This window comes from Streptomyces sp. NPDC029044 (assembly GCF_040637495.1).
In the GTDB taxonomy this organism is placed as follows: domain Bacteria; phylum Actinomycetota; class Actinomycetes; order Streptomycetales; family Streptomycetaceae; genus Streptomyces.
In genome coordinates this window covers 22,442-44,787 of the sequence record NZ_JBEZWN010000056.1, presented here as the reverse complement: position 1 = coordinate 44,787, position 22,346 = coordinate 22,442, and the positions used below count along the sequence as shown (strand labels likewise).

The window sequence follows — 22,346 nt, the reverse complement described above, 5'->3', positions numbered from 1 at the left end:
GCTGGAGTGTCAGGTGCAAACGGTTCCCGCCGGTGGCACCTTCCCGTCCAGCAGATAGCCGTTCACCGCGCCCTGCACGCACTTGTTCTTGCTGTCGTACGCGCCGTGCCCCTGACCCCGGTAGGTCAGCTCCACCCCGACGCCCTTGCCCAGCGCGTTCACCATCGCCCGGGCGCCCTCGTACGGCGTCGCCGGGTCACCCGTGTTGCCGACGACCAGAATGGGCGCCGCGCCCGGAGCGCTCACGTCCGGGTGGTCGGCGGCGCCCGCCACGGCCCAGTCGGTGCAGCCGATCATGCCCCAGGCCAGGGAGTCGCCGAACAGAGGTGAGGCGGCCCGGAACTCCGGCAGCCGCCGCTCGACGTAGGCGGCGTCGTAGCGAGGTTTGGCGTCGGCGCAGCTGATGGCGGTGAAGGCGGCGGTCGAGTTGTCGTACTCGCCGTTCTCGCTGCGTCCGTTCATCGAGTCGGAGAGCAGCATCAGGGTGCTGCCGTTGCCGTCGTAGGCCTCCTCCAGGCCGTCGGTGAGGAACTCCCAGAGGTCCTTCGAGTACAGGGCCTGCAGGATGCCGCTGGTCGCAGCGGTCTGGGTCAGCTGGCGCGGGAAGATGCCCTCGATCGGCTTGCGGTCGAGGTCGTCCAGCAGTCCGGCGATGCGGTCCTTCACGTCCTGAGCGCTGTCGCCGATCGGGCACTCCTCGGTCTTCGACACGCAGTCCTCGGCGAAGTTGTCGAGTGCGAGCTGGAACCCCTTGGCCTGCCCCAGCGACCCCTGTTCCGGGTTCAGCGTGGGGTCGACGACGGCGTCGAACACGGCGCGGCCGACCCGCTGGGGGAACAGGTGGGCGTAGACGCCACCCAGTTCGGTGCCGTAGGAGATGCCGAAGTAGTGCAGCTTGTCGTCGCCCAGGACTTGTCGCATCAGATCCAGGTCGCGGGCCGCGTCGGTGGTGCGCACGTGCGGCAGGATCTTCTCCGAGTTCTCCTCACACGCGTCGTTGAACTGCGTGGTGCTCTCCAGGAGCCGGGTGCGTTCGGCGGCGTCGTCGGGGGTGCCGTCCTGCTGGAAGTACGCGTCGAGCTGCTGGTCGTTCTCGCAGATCACGGGGTCGCTGCGGCCGACCCCGCGGGGGTCGAAGCTGACCAGGTCGTAGCGGGTGCGCAAGGTTGCGTAGCCTTCCGCGAAGGCAGGCAGCGAGGTGACGCCCGAGCCGCCGGGGCCGCCGAAGTTGAAGATGAGCGAGCCGATGCGCTCGTTCGCGGCGCCGGTGGTCCTGACCCGGATCAGTTCGAGGCCGATCGTGTCGCCCTCCGGGTCGCCCCAGTCGAGCGGCGCCTTCATCGTGGCGCACTGCCACTCGCCGTCGTCCGGCAGGGGAGAGGGCGGGGCGCCTCCGCCCTGGGCCTCGTCCGGGGCCGGGCAGGCCTTCCAGGTCAGTTCCTGCCGCGCCACGTCCTCGCCCTGGGCGTCGTCGCCGCAGCCCGCCAGCACGGTGGACAGCAGCAGGGCGGAGACGGTCAGGACGGCGGCCCGCGGCCGGAGGAGGGACGGCATGGTTCCATCCTGCGGCGGTACCGGACGGGGCGCGCGGGACGCGTGCCGTACGAGGTAAGAGGGGCGAGCGGGTCCGGTGAGGCCGCAGGGCCCGCCGCAGGGGCTGACCGGTCCGCTTCGGGCCCGGTCGGGTCAGAGGGCCTGCTTGCGCGTGAGGTGGTTGAACGCCAGCCAGCCCGGCAGCACGGGCAGCCACAGCGTCAGCAGACGGAACAGCAGGACCGCCGGTGCCGCGACCTCCTTCGGGAGCCCGACGGCGATCAGACCGACCGTCAGGGTCGCCTCGACCGCGCCCACACCGCCCGGAGTCGGCGCCGCCGATCCCAGGGCGTTGCCCGCCAGGAAGACGACGGCGACGCTGGCGAGGCTGATCGACGTGGACTCGTCGCCGAACGCGCGGATCGAGGCGTCCAGGCACATCACGAAACAGGCGGTCAGCAGCAGCATGCCGCCGATGCCGGTGACCAGCTTCTGCGGCCGCTGAAGCACGTCCAGCATGCGCGGCACGACGCCTGCGAACAGGGACCGCACGCGCGTGGACACGAACTTGCGCAGGAACGGCACCGACGTCACCACGAGCACGAGCACCGCGACCGTCAGCAGACCCGCGATGACCGTGCGGGACGGCGAGAGCGACGGCGTCTTCTCGGTTCCGGTCAGATAGCCGAAGGACAGCAGCATCAGGATGTGGCAGCCGAGCCCGAACAGCTGCGACGCGCCGACACTCGCCACCGCGAGCCCCGGCCGCACGCCCGCGCGCTGGAGGAAGCGCGTGTTCAGGGCGACTCCGCCCACCGCCGCCGGGGCGACGATCTTCACGAACGATCCGGCGACCTGCGCCGCCACGGTGCGCACGAACGGCACCCTCTCGGGCACGAATCCCAGCAACGCCATCGCCGCCGCCACGTAGCTGCACATCGAGAACAGCACGGCCGCGGCGACCCAGCCCCACTCGGCGTTCGCGATGAGCGGCCCGAACTCGATGTGCGTGAGCTGCGTCAGCAGGAAGTACGCGCCGATCGCGCCGGCCATGAAACTGATCAGCGTGCGTGGCCGCACCCGCTCCAGCCGGGCCGGCTCGACGGGTGCCTGTGGCCTGATCCGCAGTACCGCGTGCCGGATCTGCGTGAGCAGATCCTCCTCGCGTGCCTCTTCCACAGCCTCGTCGATCGCCCGCTTCTCGGCCCGCTGCTCCGCCCGTACGGCCTTCTTGTCGGGCTTCTCCAGGACGGGCGCGGAGTCCGTATCCCCCTCCATACGGGCCTGCTTGGCCTGCCGGGACGCCTCCAGGACCGCGTCGCGCTCACGCTGTGCCCGCTCCCGGGCCAGTCTGCGCAGCGTCGCGCGCGTGGAGCGGCTGAGGGCGATGGGCTGGAGCATCGGCAGGCAGTCCGCCACCGCGTCCGGGCCGAGGACGCCCACCGCCGAGGCGACCGCCCGTTCGGCGCCCACCCGGAGGCCGAGCGTCACCAGCAGCTGGGAGGTGTCCATGCGCAGCAGCAGGTCACCGGCCGCGATCTCGCCGACGCGCAGGTCGGTGAGGATCACCGTGCCGGAACGATCCACCAGAATCGCGTCTCCCACCAGCCTGCGATGCGCGATGCGCCGCGACTGAAGGGCCTTCACCTGGTGCCAGGTGTCGCGCAGCAGGTCGTCGGTGATCTCCTCGTCCGACAGCGAGTCGAGGGTGCGCCCACCGCTGTGCTCGTAGACGAGCATCACCGCGTCGGGGCCGAGCTCGGAGGTGGCGATCAGCTTGGGCGCGTTGGCGCCGGCCGCGATCGCCGCGTACGCCAGCAGGGCCTCCTGCTCCAGGGCCTGCCGCAGCGACTGGAGGCTGCTGCGGGTGGCGAAACCGCGCAGGGTGAGGTTGCGCCAGGCGCGGTAGAAGAAGCCCTGTGCCTGCTGCTCCCGGTCGACCACCGTCACGTCCAGGGGCGGGCCGTCCTCCAGCGTGACGAAGTAGCGCCGGCCTCGGTCCCCGGTGTCCGGGTTGTCCGAGGTGTCCTCGCGGGAGGCGCTGACCGGGCGGAAGCCGACGGTCCGCAGGCCGGCCATCAGCGTCTGCCCGGTGGGCCGGACGTTCGGCGAGCCGACCGCGTACAGCGTGCCGTAGGCCACGGTCCAGCCGATCAGCACGGTCAGGATGATCGAGAACGGGGTCGTGTACCCGGTGACGAGCATCGAGAAGGCGTCGAGGAGCAGGACGACCCACAGCACCGCGCGCCATCGCGGTCTGCGCGACATGCCGACGGCCGTCATGTAGGCGATGACCGGGGCCAGATAGCCGTGCACGGGATCGGTCAGTGCGTGGATGTCACCGGGAGAGGGCTGGGTGAGCGCCTCCTGGATCGAGTCGGGGGCGGCCCGGGCGACCCACAGGTCCGTGGCGAGGGTCACACCATGCGCGAGGACCGCCGCGAGCACACCGTCGGCGATGCGCAGTCCGTCCCGTTTGATCAGCCGCTCGATGGCGAAGGCGACCGGCACCAGCAGGATCGCGATGCTGGAGGCCAGCCCCGCGATCTTGATGAGCAGGTCGGGCGCCTGACCGGTGCCCTTGTTGATGTCCTGTTCGAGGCCCGAGGTGGTGCCGTGCGCGAACGCGGCGATCCCGATCAGGATCGCGACGGCGAGCACGCCCACCAGCAGGCGCATCAAGTCGGAAGGGCGGTGTACGCGCGCGGGGAGCAGCGGTTCGTCGCCCTCCACCTCGTCGATGTGTGCGAAGTCGGGCTCCTCGGCGGCCGCGCGGTTCTTCTTCGTGGCCCCCTTCGGGCCGTCGTCCCGCGTGCCCGGGCGCGACGAAGCGTCAGAGGTGCCTTCCGTGTCCTCGGGGTGCGCACCCTGCTGCTTCATCGTCTCTTCTTGGTCTCGTATCACCGGTCACCGCCCGCACGATGGTGGCATGCCGCACCGGCACACGGGGCAATCAGGGTGCACATGCGGGGGCGGACAGTCTGCCCGACGCGCCCCCGCCGGGCGAGCAGAACGCTCCGGAGCACGCCCGGCCCGTTGTCGGTGGGGTGGGGCAGGATGGGGCGGATGAGTGAGCACAGCCCTGAGGGGGGCCGGTACGAGGACGAGCCCGCGCATGCGCTGCCCGAGTACGCCGAGCGGGTCCTCGACGTCGCCGAACTGATCCCGCCGGGTCGCGTCATGACCTACGGGGACGTCGCCGAATGGCTGGAGCAGGGTGGTCCGCGGCAGGTCGGCCGGGTGATGGCGCTCTACGGGGGAGCCGCCCCGTGGTGGCGGGTCGTCCGCGCGGACGGCGTCCTGCTGCCGGGGCACGAGCAACGGGCGCTCGGACACTACCGGGCGGAGGGCACGCCCTTGAAGGAGGCGAGCCGCGCCGCCGAGGGCCACCTGCCGCGCATCGACATGAGACGGGCGCGGTGGGACGGCGGTGATCGCGCGGAGGGTCACACCTGACAGCTTCCGCCATCGGACGGCCTCCTGTGTGACCCGTGATCCGTACGGGGGAATCGGGGCACACCGACGGCATGACGTACGTTCGTGAGTGGAGGGGCACGAGTGCCGTGAGTGGCCGGTGGGAAGAAGGGGAAGCCCTGCTTCCGCCTCACTCGTCGGCGTTGCGTCGGCTGCGCGTGCCCCCGTCACCCCGCGGTCACCGCCCGCCACGCGCGGTGGCCCGCCAACCAGCACTTCCACCAGAACCGGCGAACCACGTGAGCTCCTCTTCCTCCACCAGCGGCCTGTCGCACCCCCGGGTGCGCCGGGGGAACCGTGGCGCTTACCGACTGGTACGTACCCCTCCTGCCCGCATGGACCCCCCTCATCTGGACGCCTCGCAGCGCTCCGTGGTTGACCACACGGCGGGTCCGCTCCTCGTCCTCGCAGGTCCGGGCACCGGCAAGACCACCACCCTCGTCGAGTCCGTGGCCGAGAGAGTGGCCCGGGGCGGGGACCCCGAGCGCGTCCTGGTCCTCACCTTCAGCCGCCGGGCGGCGGTCGAGCTGCGCGACCGCATGGCCCGGCGGGCCGGGGCCGCCCGCGCTCCCCAGGCGACCACCTTCCACTCGTTCTGCTACGCCCTGGTCCGCGCCCACCAGGACAGCGCCCTGTTCGTGGAGCCGCTGCGGCTGCTGTCCGGCCCCGAGCAGGACGTGTCGGTGCGCGAGCTGCTCGCGGGCCAGCTGGATCTGGAACGGCTCGGACTCGCACACGTGCGCTGGCCCGACGAGCTGCGCGCCTGCCTGACCACCCGTGGTTTCGCCGACGAGGTCCGCGCGGTCCTCGCCCGCAGCCGTGAACTGGGCCTCGGCCCCGACGCCCTGGACGCCTTCGCCCGCCGCACGGGACGGCCCGACTGGCGCGCCGCGGCCGCCTTCCTCGCCGAGTACCTCGACGTGCTCGACCTCCACGGCGTGATCGACTACGCGGAACTCGTCCACCGCGCGGTCCTCCTCGCCCGCCGCCCCGAGGTCGCGGCGTGGCTCGCCGCCCGGTACGACGCCGTCTACGTCGACGAGTACCAGGACACGGATCCCGCTCAGGTACGACTGCTGGACGCCCTTGCCGGCGGTGGCCGCACGCTCGTGGCCTTCGGCGATCCCGACCAGTCGATCTATGCGTTCCGCGGCGCCGACGTGAACGGCATCCTGGACTTCCCGCACGCCTTCCCCCGCGCGGACGGCCGCCCGGCCCCCGTCACCGTGCTGCGCACGTCCCGCCGCTCCGGCGCCGGTCTGCTGGCCGCCACTCGGCTGCTCACCCAGCGCATGCCGCTGACCCGGCTGCCCGCCGAGAAGGTGCGCGCCCACCGCGAACTCGCTCCCGTACGGGACGGGGGCCGCGTCGAGGCGTACACGTACCCGACGTCCGGGACGGAGCTGGACAACATCGCCGACATCCTCCGCCGGGCCCATCTGGAGGAGGGCGTCCCGTGGCGGGACATGGCCGTCCTGGTGCGCGCCGGCTCCCGCACCATCCCCATGGTCCGCCGTGCCCTCACGGCGGCGGGAGTCCCCGTCGACGGCGACGGTGACGACGTGCCGCTGCGCCACGAGCCGGCGGTGGCGCCGCTGCTGACGGCGTTGCGGGCGGTGGCCCTGGCGGAGGCGGCCGGGACTGCCGACAGGAACACGGCGGCCGACGATGCCCCAGAGGCGGAGCCGACCGCCTCCTGGCTCGGTACCGAGACCGCCCTCACTCTCCTGACCTCACCCCTCGCGAGCATGGACGCGGCCGACCTGCGCCGCCTCGGCCGCGCCCTGCGCGACGAGGAACGGGCCGCCGGCAACCCGCTGCCGCCGCCCTCCGACGTGCTGCTCGCACAGGCACTCGCCGAGCCGGAGCGGCTGGCCGTGCACGACCCGGCGTACGCGCGCGGGGCCCAGCGTCTGGGCGCCCTGCTGCGCAGGGCCCGCGAGCGCCTGGCCGGCGGCGGCACGGCCGAGGAGGCGCTGTGGGACCTCTGGGAGGGCACCCCCTGGCCCACTCGACTGGAGCGGGCCGCCCGCCGGGGCGGCGCCGCCGGGCGCAACGCGGACCGCGATCTGGACGCCGTCTGCGCCCTGTTCGCCACCGCGGCCCGCGCCGAGGAACGCACCGGCGGCCGGGGCACCCTGAACTTCCTTGAGGAGATCGACGCCGAGGACATCGCCGCCGACACCCTCGCCCGGCGCACCGTACGCCCCGACGCCGTCCGCCTGATGACCGCGCACCGCTCCAAGGGCCTCCAGTGGCGCCTCGTGGTCGTGGCAGGGGTCCAGGAGGGCCTGTGGCCGGACCTGCGCCGGCGCGGCTCACTCCTGGAGGCCGACCGCATCGGCCGCGACGGACTCGCCGAACCCCTCACCCCAGGCGCGCTGCTCGCCGAGGAGCGCCGCCTGTTCTACGTGGCCGCCACGCGCGCGAGCGAGCGTCTCGTCGTCACCGCGGTCAAGGCCCCCGCGGACGACGGCGACCAGCCCTCCCGCTTCCTGACCGAACTGGGTGTCGAACCCAAGGACGTCACCGGACGCCCCCGCCGCCCGCTGTCCGTAGCCGCGCTCGTCGCCGAACTCCGGGCCACCACGGTCGACCCGCGCGTCTCCGACGCCCTCCGGGAGGCCGCCGCCCGTCGCCTGGCACGCCTCGCCGCCCTCGCCGACGAGGACGGCCGCCCCCTGGTGCCGTCCGCGCACCCCTACCGCTGGTGGGGCATGTTCGAGCCCACCGAGTCCAAGGTGCCGCTGCGCGACCGCGACCAGCCGGTCGTGCTCTCCGGAAGCGCCCTCGACCAGCTCGCCAACACCTGCGCCCTGCAATGGTTCCTGGGCCGCGAGGTGAAGGCCGACGCACCCGCCACGACCGCCCAGGGCTTCGGCAACGTCGTGCACGTCCTGGCCGACGAGGTCGCCTCCGGGCGCACCCCGGCCGACCTCGGGGTCCTCATGGAACGCCTCGACTCCGTGTGGAACGCGCTGGCCTTCGACGCGCCGTGGAAGTCGGCCCAGGAGAAGGACAACGCGCGCGTGGCGCTCGAACGGTTCCTTCAGTGGCACGTCATGAACCGCACCTGGCGCACCCCGGTGGCCAGCGAGCACGACTTCGACGTCACCCTCGAAGCGGGCGACTACCGGGTGCGCATCCGCGGCCAGATGGACCGGGTCGAGACCGACGGCGACGGCCGCGCCTACGTGGTCGACTTCAAGACCGGCAAGCAGGCGCCCGGTTCCAAGGAAGTGGAGCGTCACCCGCAGCTGGCCGTCTACCAGCTGGCCGTCCGCGAGGGCGCCGTCGACGAGGTCTTCGACGGCGTGCGTCCCGAGCCTGGCGGCGCCGAACTCGTCCACCTCCGGCAGGGAGCAGCCAAACGCGACGGCGGCGAGACCCTGCCCAAGGTGCAGGCCCAGGAGCCGCTGGAGGGGGAGTGGGTCGGCGATCTGCTCGCCACCGCCGCCGGCAAGGTCCTGGACGAGCGGTTCACCCCGACTGCCGGGCAGCACTGCACGCACTGCGCGTTCCGGGCCTCGTGCAGCGCCCGTCAGGAGGGGCGTCACGTCGTCGAGTGAGCTATCGCACCACCTGTGCTGACCTGCGCTTCCTCCGCCCCGGCGGCCCGTTCGGTCACCACTGTCAGTGGCCGCCGCTAGCCTTTCGATGTGCCCGCCCGAATCACCGATCCCGAACAGCTCAAGGAGCTCCTCGGCATCCCGTTCACCCCGGAGCAGACGGCCTGCATCACCGCGCCGCCCGCCCCGCAGGTGATCGTCGCCGGAGCCGGCTCGGGCAAGACGACGGTGATGGCGGCCCGCGTGGTGTGGCTGGTCGGCACCGGCCAGGTCGCACCCGAGCAGGTGCTCGGCCTCACCTTCACCAACAAGGCCGCCGCCGAACTCGCCGAGCGCGTCCGCAAGGCGCTCGTCCGGGCCGGCGTCACCGACCCGGACGCCATCGACCCGGACAACCCGCCGGGCGAGCCGGTGATCTCCACGTACCACGCCTTCGCGGGCCGCCTCCTGACCGACCACGGCCTGCGCCTCGGTCTGGAGCCAACCTCCCGACTGCTCGCCGACGCCACCCGCTTCCAGCTCGCCGCGCGCGTCCTGCGCGAGGCCCCGGGACCCTACCCGGCCCTGACCCGTTCCTTCCCGGACCTCGTCGGCGACCTCCTCGCCCTCGATGCCGAACTCGCCGAGCACCTCGTACGCCCGGAGGCACTGCGCGCGTACGACGCCGAACTGCTGCTGACCCTGCGGGGCGCCAAGCTCAGCAACGCCGACCTGCGCAAGGTTCCCGACGCGGCCGCCGCCCGACGCGAACTCGCCGAGCTGGTCACCCGCTACCGGGCCGCCAAGCGCGAGCGGGACCTGCTCGACTTCGGCGACCAGATCGCCCTGTCGGCCCGGCTCGCCGGCATCCCCGAGGTGGGCCGTGTCCTGCGCGACGAGTTCCGGGTGGTCCTGCTCGACGAGTACCAGGACACCTCGGTCGCCCAACGCGTCCTCTTGGCAGGCCTGTTCGGCGAGGGCACCGGCCATCCCGTCACCGCCGTCGGCGACCCCTGCCAGGCGATCTACGGCTGGCGCGGCGCCTCCGTCGCCAACCTCGACGACTTCCCCGAGCACTTCGCCCACGCCGACGGCCGCCCCGCGACCCGCCAGGCCCTCAGCGAGAACCGCCGCAGCGGCGGCCGCCTCCTCGACCTCGCCAACGGCCTCGCGGAGCCCCTGCGCGCCCTGCACGCGGGCGTGGAGGCACTCCGCCCGGCCCCCGGCGCCGAACGCGACGGCATGGTCCGCTGCGCCCTGCTGCGCACCCACGCCGAGGAGATCGACTGGGCCGCCGATTCCGTCGCCCACCTCGTCCGAACCGGCACGGCACCCGGAGAGATCGCCGTCCTGTGCCGCACCGCGACCGACTTCGCCGAGATCCAGGGCGCCCTGGTCGCGCGTGACGTACCCGTCGAGGTCGTCGGCCTGTCCGGGCTGCTGCACCTGCCCGAGATCGCCGACCTCGTCGCCGTCTGCGAGGTCCTCCAGGACCCGGGTGCCAACGCCTCCCTGGTACGCCTGCTCACCGGCCCCCGCTGGCGCATCGGGCCGCGCGACCTCGCCCTCCTGGGGCGGCGCGCCCGGCTTCTCGTCCGCCACGCGCGCGTGGCGGACGACGACGACCCGGACCGCCGTCTCGCCGAGGCTGTCGAGGGGGTGGATCCGTCCGAGGTGATCTCCCTCGCGGACGCCCTGGACACCTTCCTGGAGACACCGCTGGACGGCCGCGGTGACGACGACGGACTGCCGTTCTCGCCCGACGCGCGCGTGCGCTTCGCCAGGCTGGCCACCGAGCTGCGCGAGCTGCGCCGCTCCCTGGCCGACCCGCTGATGGACGTCCTGCACCGCGTCCTCGCCGTCACCGGTCTGGAGGTCGAGCTGTCGGCCTCCCCGCACGCCCTGGCCGCCCGCCGCCGCGAGACCCTGTCCAACTTCCTGGACGTCGCCGCCTCCTTCGCCGCCGGCGACAACGAGGCGACCCTGCTCGCCTTCCTCGGCTTCCTGCGCACCGCAGCCCAGTACGAGAAGGGGCTCGACAACGCCCTTCCGGGCGGCGAGAACACCGTCAAGGTGCTCACCGCCCACAAGTCCAAGGGCCTGGAGTGGGACGTCGTGGTCGTCCCCGACCTGGTCACCGGCACCTTCCCCAGCAGCCAGGGCCGCGAGAAGTGGACCTCGCAGGGCAAAGTCCTGCCGCACGGGTTGCGCGGCGACGCCGACACCCTGCCCGACGTGACGTCCTGGGACGCCAAGGGCCTGAAGGCCTTCCACGAGGCCATGAAGGACCACCAGCACACCGAGGAACTCCGCCTCGGCTACGTCACCTTCACCCGCCCCCGCTCCCTCCTCCTGGGCTCCGGCCACTGGTGGGGGCCCACCCAGAAGAAGCGCCGCGGGCCGTCCGCGTTCCTCCAGTTCCTCTACGAGCACTGCGAGGCCGGGTACGGCGAGATCGAGGCCTGGGCGGACGAACCCGACGACGACGAGGAGAACCCGGCCCTGCACCGGGCGACGGCCGACCAGGTATGGCCCCTGCCCCTGGACGTGGCAGCCCTGGCACGCCGCCGCGCGGCAGCCGAGACCGTCCTGGCCCACCTGGAGAACCTCGCGTCCCCCGAGGACGGGCACCCCGCGACCACGCACGACCCGGACACCCTCGACGACCCCGAGTGGCCCACGCCGCCCGAGGACGACGAACCCCCGTACGGCGAACCGGACCCGTACGGCGAACCGGACCCGTACGCCGAGGCTCCCTTCGGCGAGGCACCGTTCAACGACGTCCCCTTCGAGGAGGAGCCCTTCGAAAAGGTCTCCGGCGAGGACCCGGCGGACGGGGACGCGCCGCCCGTGGCCCACCCCACCGTCCCGCATCAGGCGGCCCCGCCGGAGCCCCGGGCCACGCGCCCTCGCCCCGGGCCCCCCGGGCATCCCGGCTCCCGCGGCCGGGCACATCCGCACCTCACCCCGGAGGAGGCCCGCACCGTGGCCTCCTGGGACCGCGACCTCGACGCCCTCACCGGAGAACTCCTGCGCGCCCGCGACAGCATCACCGAGGTGCCCCTGCCGGCCTCGCTCACGGCCTCCCAGCTGATGCACCTGGCAGCCGACCCGGACGGCTTCGCCCAGGAGCTGGCCCGCCCCATGCCGCGCCCACCCCAGCCCGCCGCGCGCCGCGGAACCCGCTTCCACGCCTGGGTCGAGGCCCGCTTCGAGGAGCTCACGCTGCCCATGCTGGAGCCGGAGGAACTGCCCGGCAACGACGCCGAGATCGCCGACGAGCAGGACCTGGAGGGGCTCAAGGAGGCCTTCGAGCGCACCGAGTACGCACGCCGCACGCCCCACCGGGTGGAGGCCCCCTTCCAGCTCGCGATCGGCGGCCGGATCGTCCGGGGCCGCATCGACGCCGTCTACAAGGAGGGAGACGGGGAGGACGCGACGTACGAGATCGTCGACTGGAAGACCAGCCGTTCCCGTACCGCCGACCCGCTCCAGCTCGCCGTCTATCGGCTGGCCTGGGCCGAGCAGCAGGGCGTGCCCGCGGAGTCGGTCACGGCCGCGTTCCTGTACGTGCGCAGCGGCGAGGTCGTACGTCCGCGGGACCTGCCCGGCCGGGCCGCCCTGGAGCGGCTGCTCCTGGACGAGCCGTCGGAAGGGGAGGCCGGTGAGGAACCGCACTCCGAGGACGTCCGTGCGGGCCGATAGGCTCGTGACCATGAGCCAGACCCCGGACAGCGTCGTCCGTACGTACATCCAGCGGCACCGCGCCGCCTTCCTCGACGACCTCGCCGAGTGGCTGCGCATCCCGTCGGTGTCCGCCCAGCCGGACCATGCGCCCGACGTACGACGCAGCGCCGACTGGCTCGCAGCCAAGCTCAAGGAGACCGGCTTCCCGACGGCCGAGGTCTGGCAGACCCCCGGCGCGCCCGCCGTCTTCGCCGAGTGGCCCTGTGAGGACCCGCAGGCACCCACCGTGCTGGTCTACGGCCACCATGACGTGCAGCCCGCCGCCCGGGAGGACGGCTGGGACAGCGAGCCCTTCGAGCCGGTCGTGCGCGGGAACCGGCTCTACGCGCGCGGGGCGGCCGACGACAAGGGCCAGGTGTTCTTCCACACCCTCGGCGTCCGCGCCCACCTCGCCGCCACCGGCCGCAGCACCCCGGCAGTGCACCTCAAGCTGATCGTCGAGGGCGAGGAGGAGTCCGGCTCGCCGCACTTCCGTGCCCTGGTCGAGCAGCACGCCGAGCGGCTCGCCGCCGACGCCGTGATCGTCTCCGACACCGGCATGTGGTCCGAGGACACCCCCACGGTGTGCACCGGCATGCGCGGCCTCGCCGAGTGCGAGATACGCCTGCACGGCCCCGACCAGGACATCCACTCCGGCTCCTTCGGCGGCGCCGTGCCCAACCCGGCCACGGCCGCCGCCCGCCTCGTCGCCGCCCTGCACGACGAGCACGGGCGCGTGGCGGTCCCGGGCTTCTACGACGGCGTGGTCGGACTCACCGACCGCGAGCGCGAACTCCTCGCCGAGCTGCCCTTCGACGAACAGCAGTGGCTGCGCACGGCCAAGTCCTACGCCACCGAGGGCGAGGCCGGGTACACCACCCTGGAGCGGATCTGGGCCCGCCCCACCGCGGAGGTCAACGGCATCGGCGGCGGCTACCAGGGCCCCGGCAGCAAGACGATCATCCCCTCCAACGCCCTGGTGAAGCTGTCCTTCCGTCTGGTGGCGGGCCAGGATCCCGGGCAGGTGGAGAAGGCCGTCCGCGCCTGGGCCGAGCGGCAGGTGCCGCCGGGGATCCGCTGCGACATCACGTTCAGCGGGGCCACGCGCCCGTGTCTGACGCCGCTGGACCACCCGGCCCTCCGGTCGGTCACCCGCGCCATGGGCCGGGCCTTCGACAAGCCGGTCCGCTTCACGCGCGAGGGCGGCTCCGGACCGGCGGCGGACCTCCAGGACGTCCTCGGCGCCCCGGTGCTGTTCCTGGGCATCTCCGTCCCCTCGGACGGCTGGCACGCGCCGAACGAGAAAGTCGAACTCGACCTGCTCCTCAAAGGAGTCGAGACCGCCGCGTACCTGTGGGGTGACCTCGCCGAGAACTGGCGCCATGCGCCCTGAGCGTCCCGCCCCGTCCGGACCGGGCACGCGCGCGGGGCACACTGGAAGCGCCGCCCCGCACCGCCCGAGCCCACCGGACCCGGTCGCCTCCCGCCGTACGTCCCCCTGAACCGCCCGCCGAACCCGACCGTTCCACCGGGGAGTTGGAAGCACCCGTGACCACCTGGACCGACCACAACGCCGACCGTCCCATCTCGCTCACCGCCCCGAGCGGCATCGACCGTGCCGCCCACCACCGGCTCGACGAGGCCTGGCTCGCGGCGGCGTGGAGCCACCCCACGACGCGCTGCTTCGTGGTCTCCGGCGGACAGGTCCTCATCGACGAGACGGCGGACGGGCACACCGAACTCGTCATGACCCCCTCCTTCGAGGCCCCCCTCACCGAGGCACACCGCTACTTCCTCGGCATCGACGAGGACGGCGTCAGCTACTTCGCCCTCCAGAAGGACTCCCTGCCCGGGCGCATGGACCAGTCCGCGCGCCCGGCGGGCCTGCGCGAGGCGGGCGCCCTGCTGTCGGCTCGCGACGTGGGCCTGATGGTGCACGCGGTGGGCCTGGAGAACTGGCAGCGCACCCACCGCTTCTGCTCGCGCTGCGGCGAGCGCACCGTCATCGCCGCCGCCGGACACATCCGCCGCTGCCAGGCCTGCGGCGCGGAACACTACCCGCGCACGGACCCCGCCGTGATCATGGCAGTGACCGACGAGGACGACCGCGTCCTGCTCGGCCGCCAGGTCCACTGGCCCGAGGGCCGCTTCTCGACGCTGGCCGGCTTCGTCGAGCCCGGCGAGTCGATCGAGCAGTCGGTGCGCCGGGAGGTCCACGAGGAGGTCGGCATCAGCGTCGGCCAGGTCGAGTACGTCGCCAGCCAGCCCTGGCCCTTCCCGTCCAGCCTCATGCTGGGCTTCATGGCCCGCGCCACCTCCACCGAGATCGAGGTCGACGGCGACGAGATCCACGAGGCCCGCTGGTTCTCCCGTGACGAGCTGCGCGCCGCCTTCGAGTCCGGCGAGGTGCTCCCGCCCTACGGCATCTCGATCGCGGCCCGCCTGATCGAGCTCTGGTACGGCAAGCCGCTCCCCACGCGAAGCGTCGTCTGACCTTCTCGGCGCGGCTGTCGCCGGCATGAGAGAAGGCGGCCCCTGAGTTTCCTCAGGAGCCGCCTTCCTCGCACCAGCGCACGGCGACTAGGCGCCGATCTTCTGCTTCACCTGCGCCAGCGACGGGTTCGTGAGCGTCGAGCCGTCCGGGAAGAGGACGGTGGGCACCGTCTGGTTTCCGCCATTCGCCTTCTCCACGAACGCGGCGGACTCCGGGTCCTGCTCGATGTTGATCTCGGTGTACGCGATGCCCTCGCGGTCCATCTGGCTCTTCAGCCGGCGGCAGTAGCCGCACCACGTGGTGCTGTACATCGTCACAGTGCCCAGCATGTCTCTCGTGCTCCTTCGGTGGCTCGGGGCGGGTGGTCGCAGTGGGGGAACGTATGTGAAACGTCCACCATTCCCGGTCCCCGGGTGAGGCCCGGCGTGACGCCTGCCGCATCAGTACGACTATCAGTGCGTGCCTGTGGACAACCGGCGCAGCCGTCTCGCGCGACCTGGCAGCATGGCTGTGTGACAGCAGCAACGCACTCCACCCTGTTCCCGCAGGTACCGGACTCCGCCGACGCGGTGCTCGAAGGGCTCGACCCCGAGCAGCGCGAAGTGGCCACGGCCCTGCACGGTCCGGTGTGCGTCCTGGCGGGCGCGGGCACGGGCAAGACCCGGGCGATCACCCACCGCATCGCCTACGGAGTGCGCGCCGGCATCCTGCACCCCTCCAGCGTCCTCGCCGTCACCTTCACCAACCGCGCCGCCGGCGAGATGCGCGGCCGGCTGCGCCAGCTCGGCGCAGCGGGCGTCCAGGCGCGTACGTTCCACTCGGCCGCCCTGCGCCAGCTTCAGTACTTCTGGCCGAAAGCGATCGGCGGCGCCATGCCCCGGCTCGTCGACCGCAAGATCCAGCTCGTCGCCGACGCGGCGGCCGCCTGCCGCATCCGGCTCGACCGGGGCGAGCTGCGGGACGTCACCGCCGAGATCGAATGGTCCAAGGTCACCCAGACCGTCCCCGCCGACTACGCGCCCGCCGCCGCCAAGGCCGGCCGTGAGTCCCCCCGCGACCCCGCCGAGATCGCCCAGCTCTACGCCGCCTACGAGGACGTCAAGCGCGAGCGGTCCGTCATCGACTTCGAGGACGTGCTGCTGCTGACCGTGGCCGTCCTGCAGGACCGCCACGACATCGCCGAACAGATCCGCGCCCAGTACCAGCACTTCGTGGTCGACGAGTACCAGGACGTCAGCCCCCTCCAGCAGCGCCTGCTCGAACTGTGGCTGGGCGAGCGGGACAGCCTGTGCGTGGTCGGGGACGCCAGCCAGACGATCTACTCGTTCACGGGGGCCACCCCGGACCACCTGCTCGACTTCCGCACCCGCCACCCCGGTGCGACCGTCGTCAAACTGGTCCGTGACTACCGTTCCACGCCCCAGGTCGTCCATCTCGCCAACGGTCTGCTCGCCCAGGCCCGGGGCCGCGCCGCCGACCACCGCCTGGAGCTCGTCTCCCAGCGCACCGCCGGGCCCGAGCCGGTCTACGCCGAATACACCGATGAACCCGCCGAGGCGGAAGGCGCGGCCCGCCGGATCCGCGAACTCGTCGACTCGGGAGTCCCGGCCTCCGAGATCGCCGTCCTCTTCCGCACGAACGCGCAGTCCGAGACCTACGAGCAGGCCCTCGCCGACGCCGCGGTGCCCTACCAGTTGCGCGGCGCCGAGCGGTTCTTCGACCGCCCGGAGGTGCGCAAGGCGGGCATCGCCCTGCGCGGCGCGGCCCGCTTCGGCGGCAACGACTCCCTCCTGGACGATGTCGTCGACCTTCCCTCCCAGGTGCGCGCCGTGCTGTCCGGGGAGGGCTGGACGACGCAGCCACCGGCCGGCTCCGGCGCGGTGAGAGAGCGCTGGGAGTCCCTGGCCGCCCTGGTGAACCTCGCCCAGGACTTCGCCGCCGCCAGACCCGCCGCCACCCTGGCGGACCTCGTCGCCGAACTGGACGAACGGGCGAACGCCCAGCACGCCCCCACCGTCCAAGGCGTCACCCTCGCCTCGCTGCACTCGGCCAAGGGCCTGGAGTGGGATGTCGTCTTCCTGGTGGGCGTAGCCGAGGGCATGATGCCGATCACCTACGCCAAGACCGACGAACAGATCGAGGAGGAGCGCCGCCTCCTCTATGTCGGTGTCACGCGGGCGCGAGAACATCTCCATGTCTCCTGGGCGCTCTCCCGCTCGCCCGGAGGACGCCCCAGCCGCCGCCCCAGCCGCTTCCTCGACGGGCTGCGCCCCGGCTCGACGGCCACCGCGGGCCGTACCGCCGCCGGAGGACCGGGCGGAATCGAGCGTGGAATCCCTGGAACCAGGGGGTCCGCCCCGAAACGGGCGCAGCGAGTCCCCGCCCGCTGCCGGGTCTGCGGCCGCACGCTCACCGACCCGGGCGAAATGAAGCTGATGCGCTGCGACGACTGCCCGTCCGACATGAACGAGGGCCTGTACGAGCGGCTGCGTGAGTGGCGCGCCGACCAGGCACGCAGCAGTGGCCAGCCCGCCTTCTGCGTGTTCACGGACAGGACGCTGATGGCGATCGCCGAGTCCGCCCCCGACGACGAACGCGAGCTCGCCCGCATCCCGGGCGTCGGGATGCGCAAGCTCACCCGCTACGGCGCCGACGTACTGGCCATCTGCGCAGGCCAGTCGCCGGCGGAGAGCAGAGATCAGGACTGACACGAACTCGTCGAAAAAATAGTTTGCGCATGCCCCAGCAATCCCCATAGGTTCTTAGGCACGAGAGCAGCGGCCTTCTCGAAGGCCCTGATCCCGTGTTGTACTTGCATATCCGTCGGACTGGTTCACCCGGTCCCCCGATACGCCGAGAGGAGGCGAGTCCAGTGATCAGCATCTACACCAGCTCCTTCAGCACCGTGAAAATGACCGATCGCTCGGCCGTCTCCGCGTGCATGCTCGGCGTTTCGAACCTGGGCACCGGTCTGTCCGGCATTCGTGCCGTCCGTCCGGCGTCCTCCTCCGTTGCTCCCGCGGGTCTTCCCGTCCGAGAGCGCAATGAGCGACCGACCAAGGCACTGGAAGCAGCAGTAGCGGCACAGGCGCAGGCTTATGCCTTTACGGCGACCGGTGCCGGATTCCGGAAGCAGACGACGCAGCACCACCAGATGTGGGCCTTCCGTGGGCCAGAACCCTGGAGTGATCCAGCCTGATCGCCGATCAGGCCGGCGCCTTCAGGGCCGCGGAACCCCATCCGGGATCCGCGGCCCTTCTGTTTGTCCCTGACCAGGGATGACAGACCGAAGGAGCCTCGGGACAAGAAAAGAACCCGGTACCACCACCCCCCGGCCAACAGGCCGGAACGACCAGACGAGGAAGACGAACCGTGCAACTCGAAGCGCACGCCCCGTCCGTACCGCCTTCCGACACGATCCCCAAGCCCGGCTCCACGGAGGACCCCGCCTTGACCCCGCTCACCGCGCTCACCGCGCTCGACGACGCCATCGAGAACCTCGGCGTACCCGTCCCGTGCCGCTCCTACGACCCGGAGGTCTTCTTCGCCGAGTCGCCTGCGGACGTCGAGTACGCCAAGTCCCTCTGCCGCACCTGCCCGCTGGTCGAGGCCTGCCTCGCAGGGGCCAAGGAGCGGCGTGAGCCCTGGGGCGTCTGGGGTGGCGAGCTGTTCGTCCAGGGTGTCGTCGTTGCCCGGAAGCGGCCGCGTGGTCGCCCGCGCAAGAACCCGGTCACAGCATGAACATCGCAGGAACGATCGACCGCCCCCTCACGCACGACCCCCAGAAGCAGGCCCCGATGAAGCCGTCCACTTACGAGCCCGCAGGCTCCGCGACCCAAGACTTCACCATCAGCGGCGCGAAGGACTCGCGTCAGAATAGGACCCGAGAGATGCAACTCATTCCAGAAGCCATGGCTCGTGCGCATATGCGCGAGCGACTGCAGGAGGCGGAGAGGGACCGCCAGGCCGCGCGCCTGGTGACCGCCCGCCGGATGCAGCGCAAGGCGGAGCGCGCGTCGATGCGTGCCCGTCGGGCGCTCGCCATGGCGGTCATGCAGTAACCCACCGCACCTGGCGGGTGCCTCCCGAGCAGGGAGGCCGTGCTGCTGCCGCAGAGCTCTCACCGCGGGGGCCGGTCCGTACCGACGGGCCGGCCCCCGCCGTGCGTTGGGCCGACCAGGCAAGCACGGGACGCTCACCGGTGCCGGGTGCTCGGTGCCGCCCGGGCTGGTGCGTGGTGCTCCGCCGTCGGGGGGTCGCCCGGGTTGGTGCGCTGTACTCCTCCGGGCCGGCGTGTGCCGTTCCCAGGGCGTGTTCTCCCGGGCCGGCGTCTGGTGCCCCCGCTGTCGCGGGGTGACGTGATCATCCAGCTCGATGCGAGGGACTACCGGACCATACGGCGGGGCCACCAGGCCGGCGGGCTACTGGCCTCCGGGGCGTTGTGCCCGGCGAAGCTCCGGGCGCGGAGATATCGTCGCCGGGTGACGAGTCCTCCTGGAGGCGGCGACGACGGCTCCGCCACCGAGCCGCTGCGTTTCGTCTGCGCCCGCTGCGGTGCATCGGCCGACATCCAGACCGAAGGCATACCCCTCACCTGGACATACTCCGTGGAGAGCGGCATCCGCCAGTACTACTGCGAGACCTGCTCCCGAGAGAACCTGAGGTCCATCGAGGGGCGCTTGGACTCGGACTGGTGGTGAACCCCGCGGCCGGGACTCACGCCTGTGCCACCGCCTCTTCGCCGTCCACCGGGTCCTCGGGGACGAACCCCGGCAGCCACTCCTCCAACTCCTCGCGCAGCCGCACCGTCGCCCCCAGCTGACACAGCACGCCGATCGTGCTCAGCGTCACCCGGTGGATGAGCAGATAGGACGGAGGCAGGTTGAGCTGCTTGCCGAGCTGGTAGGCGGGGGAGCGGGGGTCGGCGACCCGAGCCGCCTGGCTGCGCATCCAGCCCCGCGTGAAGGTGAACTCCTCGACCTGGGCCGGCTCGATGATCGGCAGCAGGTAGTCCATGACGGCGTCCGGGTCCAGCTCTATGGTCTCCTTGACGAACCCCTCCGCGCACAGCAGCTCGTAGACCGCCTCGGCCTCCCCGTCGAGGGTCATCCGCAGGGACTCGCCGATCGTGGCCGGCAGTCCCCCCGGGAGACGGTCGACCGTGCCGAAGTCCAGGACGCCCAGGCGCCAGTCGTCCTCACCCTCGGGGCCGCCGGGCAGCAGCCGGAAGTTGCCCGGGTGGGGATCGGCGTGCAGCAGGCCCGTGCGGGCGGGGCCGGAGAACAGGAAGCGGGCCAGGAGCTGACCGGCACGGTTGCGTTGCTCCGGAGTACCGTCCGAGATGATCTCCGACAGCGGGACCCCGTCCATCCACTCGGTGACCAGGACCTGATCGGACTGGTGCACCACCTGCGGCACGACCACGTCCGGGTCGTCCGTGAACTCCTCCGCGTGGGCCTGCTGGGCCTGGGCCTCCAGGTCGTAGTCCAGCTCCTCCGAGACGCGGTCCTTCAGCTCCGCGATCAGCGGCTTGATGTCCATACCGGGGATCAGCGGACCGAGCAGACGCGAGAAGCGGCTCAGCTGGTTCAGGTCCGACAGCAGGGCCTCACCGGCACCCGGGTACTGCACCTTGACCGCCACTTCGCGGCCGTCGTGCCACACCCCTCGGTGGACCTGGCCGATCGAGGCCGCCGCGGCGGGCTTGTCCTCGAACTCCAGGAACAGCTCGTGCCAGCCTTCGCCGAGCCGCTCCTCCAGCACCGCGTGCACGGTGCGGGTCGGCATGGGTGGCGCCGCCTCCTGGAGCTTGGTCAGCGCGGCCCGGTAGGGGCCGGCCACTTCCTCGGGCAGGGCGGACTCGAAGACCGACAGGGCCTGGCCGAACTTCATCGCCCCGCCCTTGAGCTCGCCGAGCACTTTGAACAGCTGCTCCGCCGTGCGCTGTTGGAGTTCCCGGCCGACGAGCTCGGCGGACTCGCCGACGATTCGCTTGCCGAATCCCCAGGTGGCCCGCCCGGCGATGCCGAGCGGGAGCGCGGCGAGCTTGGCGGTCCGGGTAACCGCCTTCCGGGGAAGATCAGACATGCGCCCTCCAAGTCCCAGCCGGCCGCTCCGCCTCTGCCTCGCGGCACTGCTCCGACGGCCGTTGCACCGCCATTGTCTCGTGCGACTCCCCGTCCTCCGAGAGGTGCTCCCCTTTTCCTCTCTCCGCCGCGGCACACGAGCATGCCGGATGTGCCCGGACCGGCCTCGCCTGCCAGTGGAGAGCCGGGACGGAGACCTCCCAGCGGGCGTCGGCGCTGGACGGAACCCGGCCGTCCAGGAAAGCGAGCGCATGGGCGGCGGCCAGTCCGGCCACGGTCGTGGCCAGCGTCAGGTCGCAGGGACGCACCTGCCGCTGTCTGCCGGACCGCCACTGGGCGATCAGGCGCGGCCACGCCCGGTCCCGGTCGGCGCGGTCCTCGTGCAGACAGCCGGCGCAGCCCGTCTCCCCGGGCAGGACGAAGGGACCGACCACACCGGTGCCCTCCACGACACCGGCGTACAGGTGCGGGGTCCCGGAGGCCATCAGCGGCTCGGCGGCGGCCGGGTCGGGTGCGTGCACGGCCACGTCGTCGCGTGGGGCGAGGATCACCAGTGAGAACCCAGGGTCGCCGTCCTCCGGGGATGCCCCGGCCGGTGTACGGCGGGGCGGCCGGTCCGGGGCCGCCCGGCGTACGGCACGCCGGGCCGACTCGTCCCTGCGGTCGCCGACGGATCCCGGGGGGAGCCCGCCCGGTGCGACGTCCCACGGCTCCACACGGCCACCATCGAGCACATCCACCTCGCCCACGCCGGCCCCCGCCAGGAGTGAGGCCAGCAGGGCGCCCACGCGGCCGGCACCGCGCACCTGCACGCGCTGCGAGCGCCGGGCGGCCAGCCGCCCGATCGCGTCGCCGGGTGCGGAGGCCGTCAAGGACAGGGAGGCAAGGTCGGGGCGCAACCGGTCCAGCACCTCCTTCTTCTTCCGCAGGTCGTCGGCGGCCGGTCCGCCGCCCCGGGAGTCGTCCAGCAGCCCGGCTCGCGCGAGCCCTCGCACCAGCCTGTCGACATGCCCGTCGGGCAGATCCATGCGGCGTCCCTCCTCGCGCAAGAGCTCCAGCCCCCGTGTGCCGTTCAGCAGGTCGAGGAAGCTGCCCGTCGCCTGGTCCATCGGACCGAGCGTCATCGCGTGCGCCGGTGTCATGCCGAACTGCACGGTTTTGAGGTCGCGCCAGCCGCGCCTGAGCGCGGGTTTCACCATCGGATGCATGTCTGGCCCCCGTTATGTTGTAGATCGTCCCCGTATGCCGACGGAGTGAGGACGCGGACCCCGGCCGGTGCCGCCGAGGCGGGTCGCCTGCCCCGAGCGCAGCCGCGGCTCGGCCCGCACCAGCTTGAACCGGGTAAAGGCCTGCCCCGAGTGCAGCCGCGGCCCGTGCGTGGCCCGAGTCCGAGTGCGGGAACGGCCCCTGGTCCCGGACCGACCCGTCATCGCTTCGCCGACGAGATCCAGCATGCCCAAACCCGCCGACGGCTGCCGAAAGTTG

Annotated in this window: 15 protein-coding genes; 10 read left to right on the top strand and 5 right to left on the bottom strand. The window is 72.3% G+C overall.

What is annotated here, in order from left to right:
• Positions 1–9: 9 nt before the first annotated feature.
• Together AB0E85_RS31410 and AB0E85_RS31405 are read right to left on the bottom strand one after the other, a co-directional pair.
• Positions 10–1,554 (bottom strand): alpha/beta hydrolase, encoded by a 1,545-nt coding sequence (locus tag AB0E85_RS31410; protein WP_361934282.1) that lies wholly within the window; start codon positions 1,552–1,554, stop codon positions 10–12.
• A 132-nt stretch (positions 1,555–1,686) separates the two neighbouring features.
• Positions 1,687–4,413, bottom strand: coding sequence for a lysylphosphatidylglycerol synthase transmembrane domain-containing protein (locus tag AB0E85_RS31405; protein WP_361934279.1), 2,727 nt, complete (start codon positions 4,411–4,413; stop codon positions 1,687–1,689).
• A 186-nt stretch (positions 4,414–4,599) separates the two neighbouring features.
• On the opposite strand from AB0E85_RS31405, the gene AB0E85_RS31400 reads away from it, so the two are divergent.
• The 5 genes from AB0E85_RS31400 to nudC all read left to right on the top strand — a co-directional run bounded on the left by AB0E85_RS31400 (position 4,600) and on the right by nudC (position 14,774).
• On the top strand, positions 4,600–4,989 hold the full coding sequence (locus AB0E85_RS31400; RefSeq protein ID WP_361934276.1) for an MGMT family protein: 390 nt from the start codon (positions 4,600–4,602) through the stop codon (positions 4,987–4,989).
• 257 nt (positions 4,990–5,246) lie between these two features.
• Positions 5,247–8,576: an ATP-dependent DNA helicase gene (locus AB0E85_RS31395; protein ID WP_361934273.1), complete on the top strand. Its 3,330-nt coding sequence runs from the start codon at positions 5,247–5,249 to the stop codon at positions 8,574–8,576.
• A 90-nt stretch (positions 8,577–8,666) separates the two neighbouring features.
• Positions 8,667–12,260, top strand: a complete 3,594-nt coding sequence (locus AB0E85_RS31390) for a UvrD-helicase domain-containing protein (RefSeq protein ID WP_361934270.1) — start codon at positions 8,667–8,669, stop codon at positions 12,258–12,260.
• 10 nt (positions 12,261–12,270) lie between these two features.
• Positions 12,271–13,674 (top strand): dipeptidase, encoded by a 1,404-nt coding sequence (locus AB0E85_RS31385; RefSeq protein WP_361934267.1) that lies wholly within the window; start codon positions 12,271–12,273, stop codon positions 13,672–13,674.
• A 155-nt stretch (positions 13,675–13,829) separates the two neighbouring features.
• Positions 13,830–14,774, top strand: coding sequence for an NAD(+) diphosphatase (gene nudC, locus AB0E85_RS31380; RefSeq protein ID WP_361934264.1), 945 nt, complete (start codon positions 13,830–13,832; stop codon positions 14,772–14,774).
• Positions 14,775–14,861: 87 nt separating this feature from the next.
• Here the strand turns inward: nudC and AB0E85_RS31375 are convergent, their stop codons facing one another.
• On the bottom strand, positions 14,862–15,104 hold the full coding sequence (locus tag AB0E85_RS31375) for a mycoredoxin (RefSeq protein ID WP_003992805.1): 243 nt from the start codon (positions 15,102–15,104) through the stop codon (positions 14,862–14,864).
• A 126-nt stretch (positions 15,105–15,230) separates the two neighbouring features.
• Between AB0E85_RS31375 and AB0E85_RS31370 the strand changes: the two genes are divergently transcribed.
• From AB0E85_RS31370 to AB0E85_RS31350, 5 genes are all read left to right on the top strand, one after another.
• Positions 15,231–17,483 (top strand): ATP-dependent DNA helicase UvrD2, encoded by a 2,253-nt coding sequence (locus AB0E85_RS31370; RefSeq protein WP_361934260.1) that lies wholly within the window; start codon positions 15,231–15,233, stop codon positions 17,481–17,483.
• A 164-nt stretch (positions 17,484–17,647) separates the two neighbouring features.
• Positions 17,648–17,974, top strand: a complete 327-nt coding sequence (locus tag AB0E85_RS31365) for a hypothetical protein (RefSeq protein ID WP_184559996.1) — start codon at positions 17,648–17,650, stop codon at positions 17,972–17,974.
• A 173-nt stretch (positions 17,975–18,147) separates the two neighbouring features.
• Positions 18,148–18,516, top strand: a complete 369-nt coding sequence (locus tag AB0E85_RS31360) for a WhiB family transcriptional regulator (RefSeq protein WP_033313877.1) — start codon at positions 18,148–18,150, stop codon at positions 18,514–18,516.
• Positions 18,513–18,836, top strand: coding sequence for a hypothetical protein (locus AB0E85_RS31355; protein ID WP_361934256.1), 324 nt, complete (start codon positions 18,513–18,515; stop codon positions 18,834–18,836). The genes AB0E85_RS31360 and AB0E85_RS31355 overlap by 4 nt, the downstream gene beginning before the upstream one ends.
• A gap of 420 nt (positions 18,837–19,256) precedes the next feature.
• Positions 19,257–19,475 (top strand): hypothetical protein, encoded by a 219-nt coding sequence (locus AB0E85_RS31350; RefSeq protein WP_361934253.1) that lies wholly within the window; start codon positions 19,257–19,259, stop codon positions 19,473–19,475.
• 16 nt (positions 19,476–19,491) lie between these two features.
• Here AB0E85_RS31350 and AB0E85_RS31345 read toward each other — a convergent pair whose 3' ends face one another.
• Together AB0E85_RS31345 and AB0E85_RS31340 are read right to left on the bottom strand one after the other, a co-directional pair.
• Positions 19,492–20,862: an AarF/ABC1/UbiB kinase family protein gene (locus AB0E85_RS31345; RefSeq protein WP_361934250.1), complete on the bottom strand. Its 1,371-nt coding sequence runs from the start codon at positions 20,860–20,862 to the stop codon at positions 19,492–19,494.
• Complete coding sequence (locus AB0E85_RS31340; RefSeq protein ID WP_361934247.1) at positions 20,855–22,069, bottom strand: ThiF family adenylyltransferase; 1,215 nt, start codon at positions 22,067–22,069, stop codon at positions 20,855–20,857. The genes AB0E85_RS31345 and AB0E85_RS31340 overlap by 8 nt, the downstream gene beginning before the upstream one ends.
• Positions 22,070–22,346: the final 277 nt, after the last annotated feature.

Bases quoted from the DNA above. Each gene is read 5' to 3' on its own strand.
- AB0E85_RS31410 (WP_361934282.1), bottom strand. From the start codon at position 1,554: ATGCCGTCCCTCCTCCGGCCGCGGGCCGCCGTCCTGACCGTCTCCGCC.
- AB0E85_RS31405 (WP_361934279.1), bottom strand. From the start codon at position 4,413: ATGAAGCAGCAGGGTGCGCACCCCGAGGACACGGAAGGCACCTCTGAC.
- AB0E85_RS31400 (WP_361934276.1), top strand. From the start codon at position 4,600: ATGAGTGAGCACAGCCCTGAGGGGGGCCGGTACGAGGACGAGCCCGCG.
- AB0E85_RS31385 (WP_361934267.1), top strand. From the start codon at position 12,271: ATGAGCCAGACCCCGGACAGCGTCGTCCGTACGTACATCCAGCGGCAC.
- AB0E85_RS31375 (WP_003992805.1), bottom strand. From the start codon at position 15,104: ATGCTGGGCACTGTGACGATGTACAGCACCACGTGGTGCGGCTACTGC.
- AB0E85_RS31355 (WP_361934256.1), top strand. From the start codon at position 18,513: ATGAACATCGCAGGAACGATCGACCGCCCCCTCACGCACGACCCCCAG.
- AB0E85_RS31345 (WP_361934250.1), bottom strand. From the start codon at position 20,862: ATGTCTGATCTTCCCCGGAAGGCGGTTACCCGGACCGCCAAGCTCGCC.
- AB0E85_RS31340 (WP_361934247.1), bottom strand. From the start codon at position 22,069: ATGCATCCGATGGTGAAACCCGCGCTCAGGCGCGGCTGGCGCGACCTC.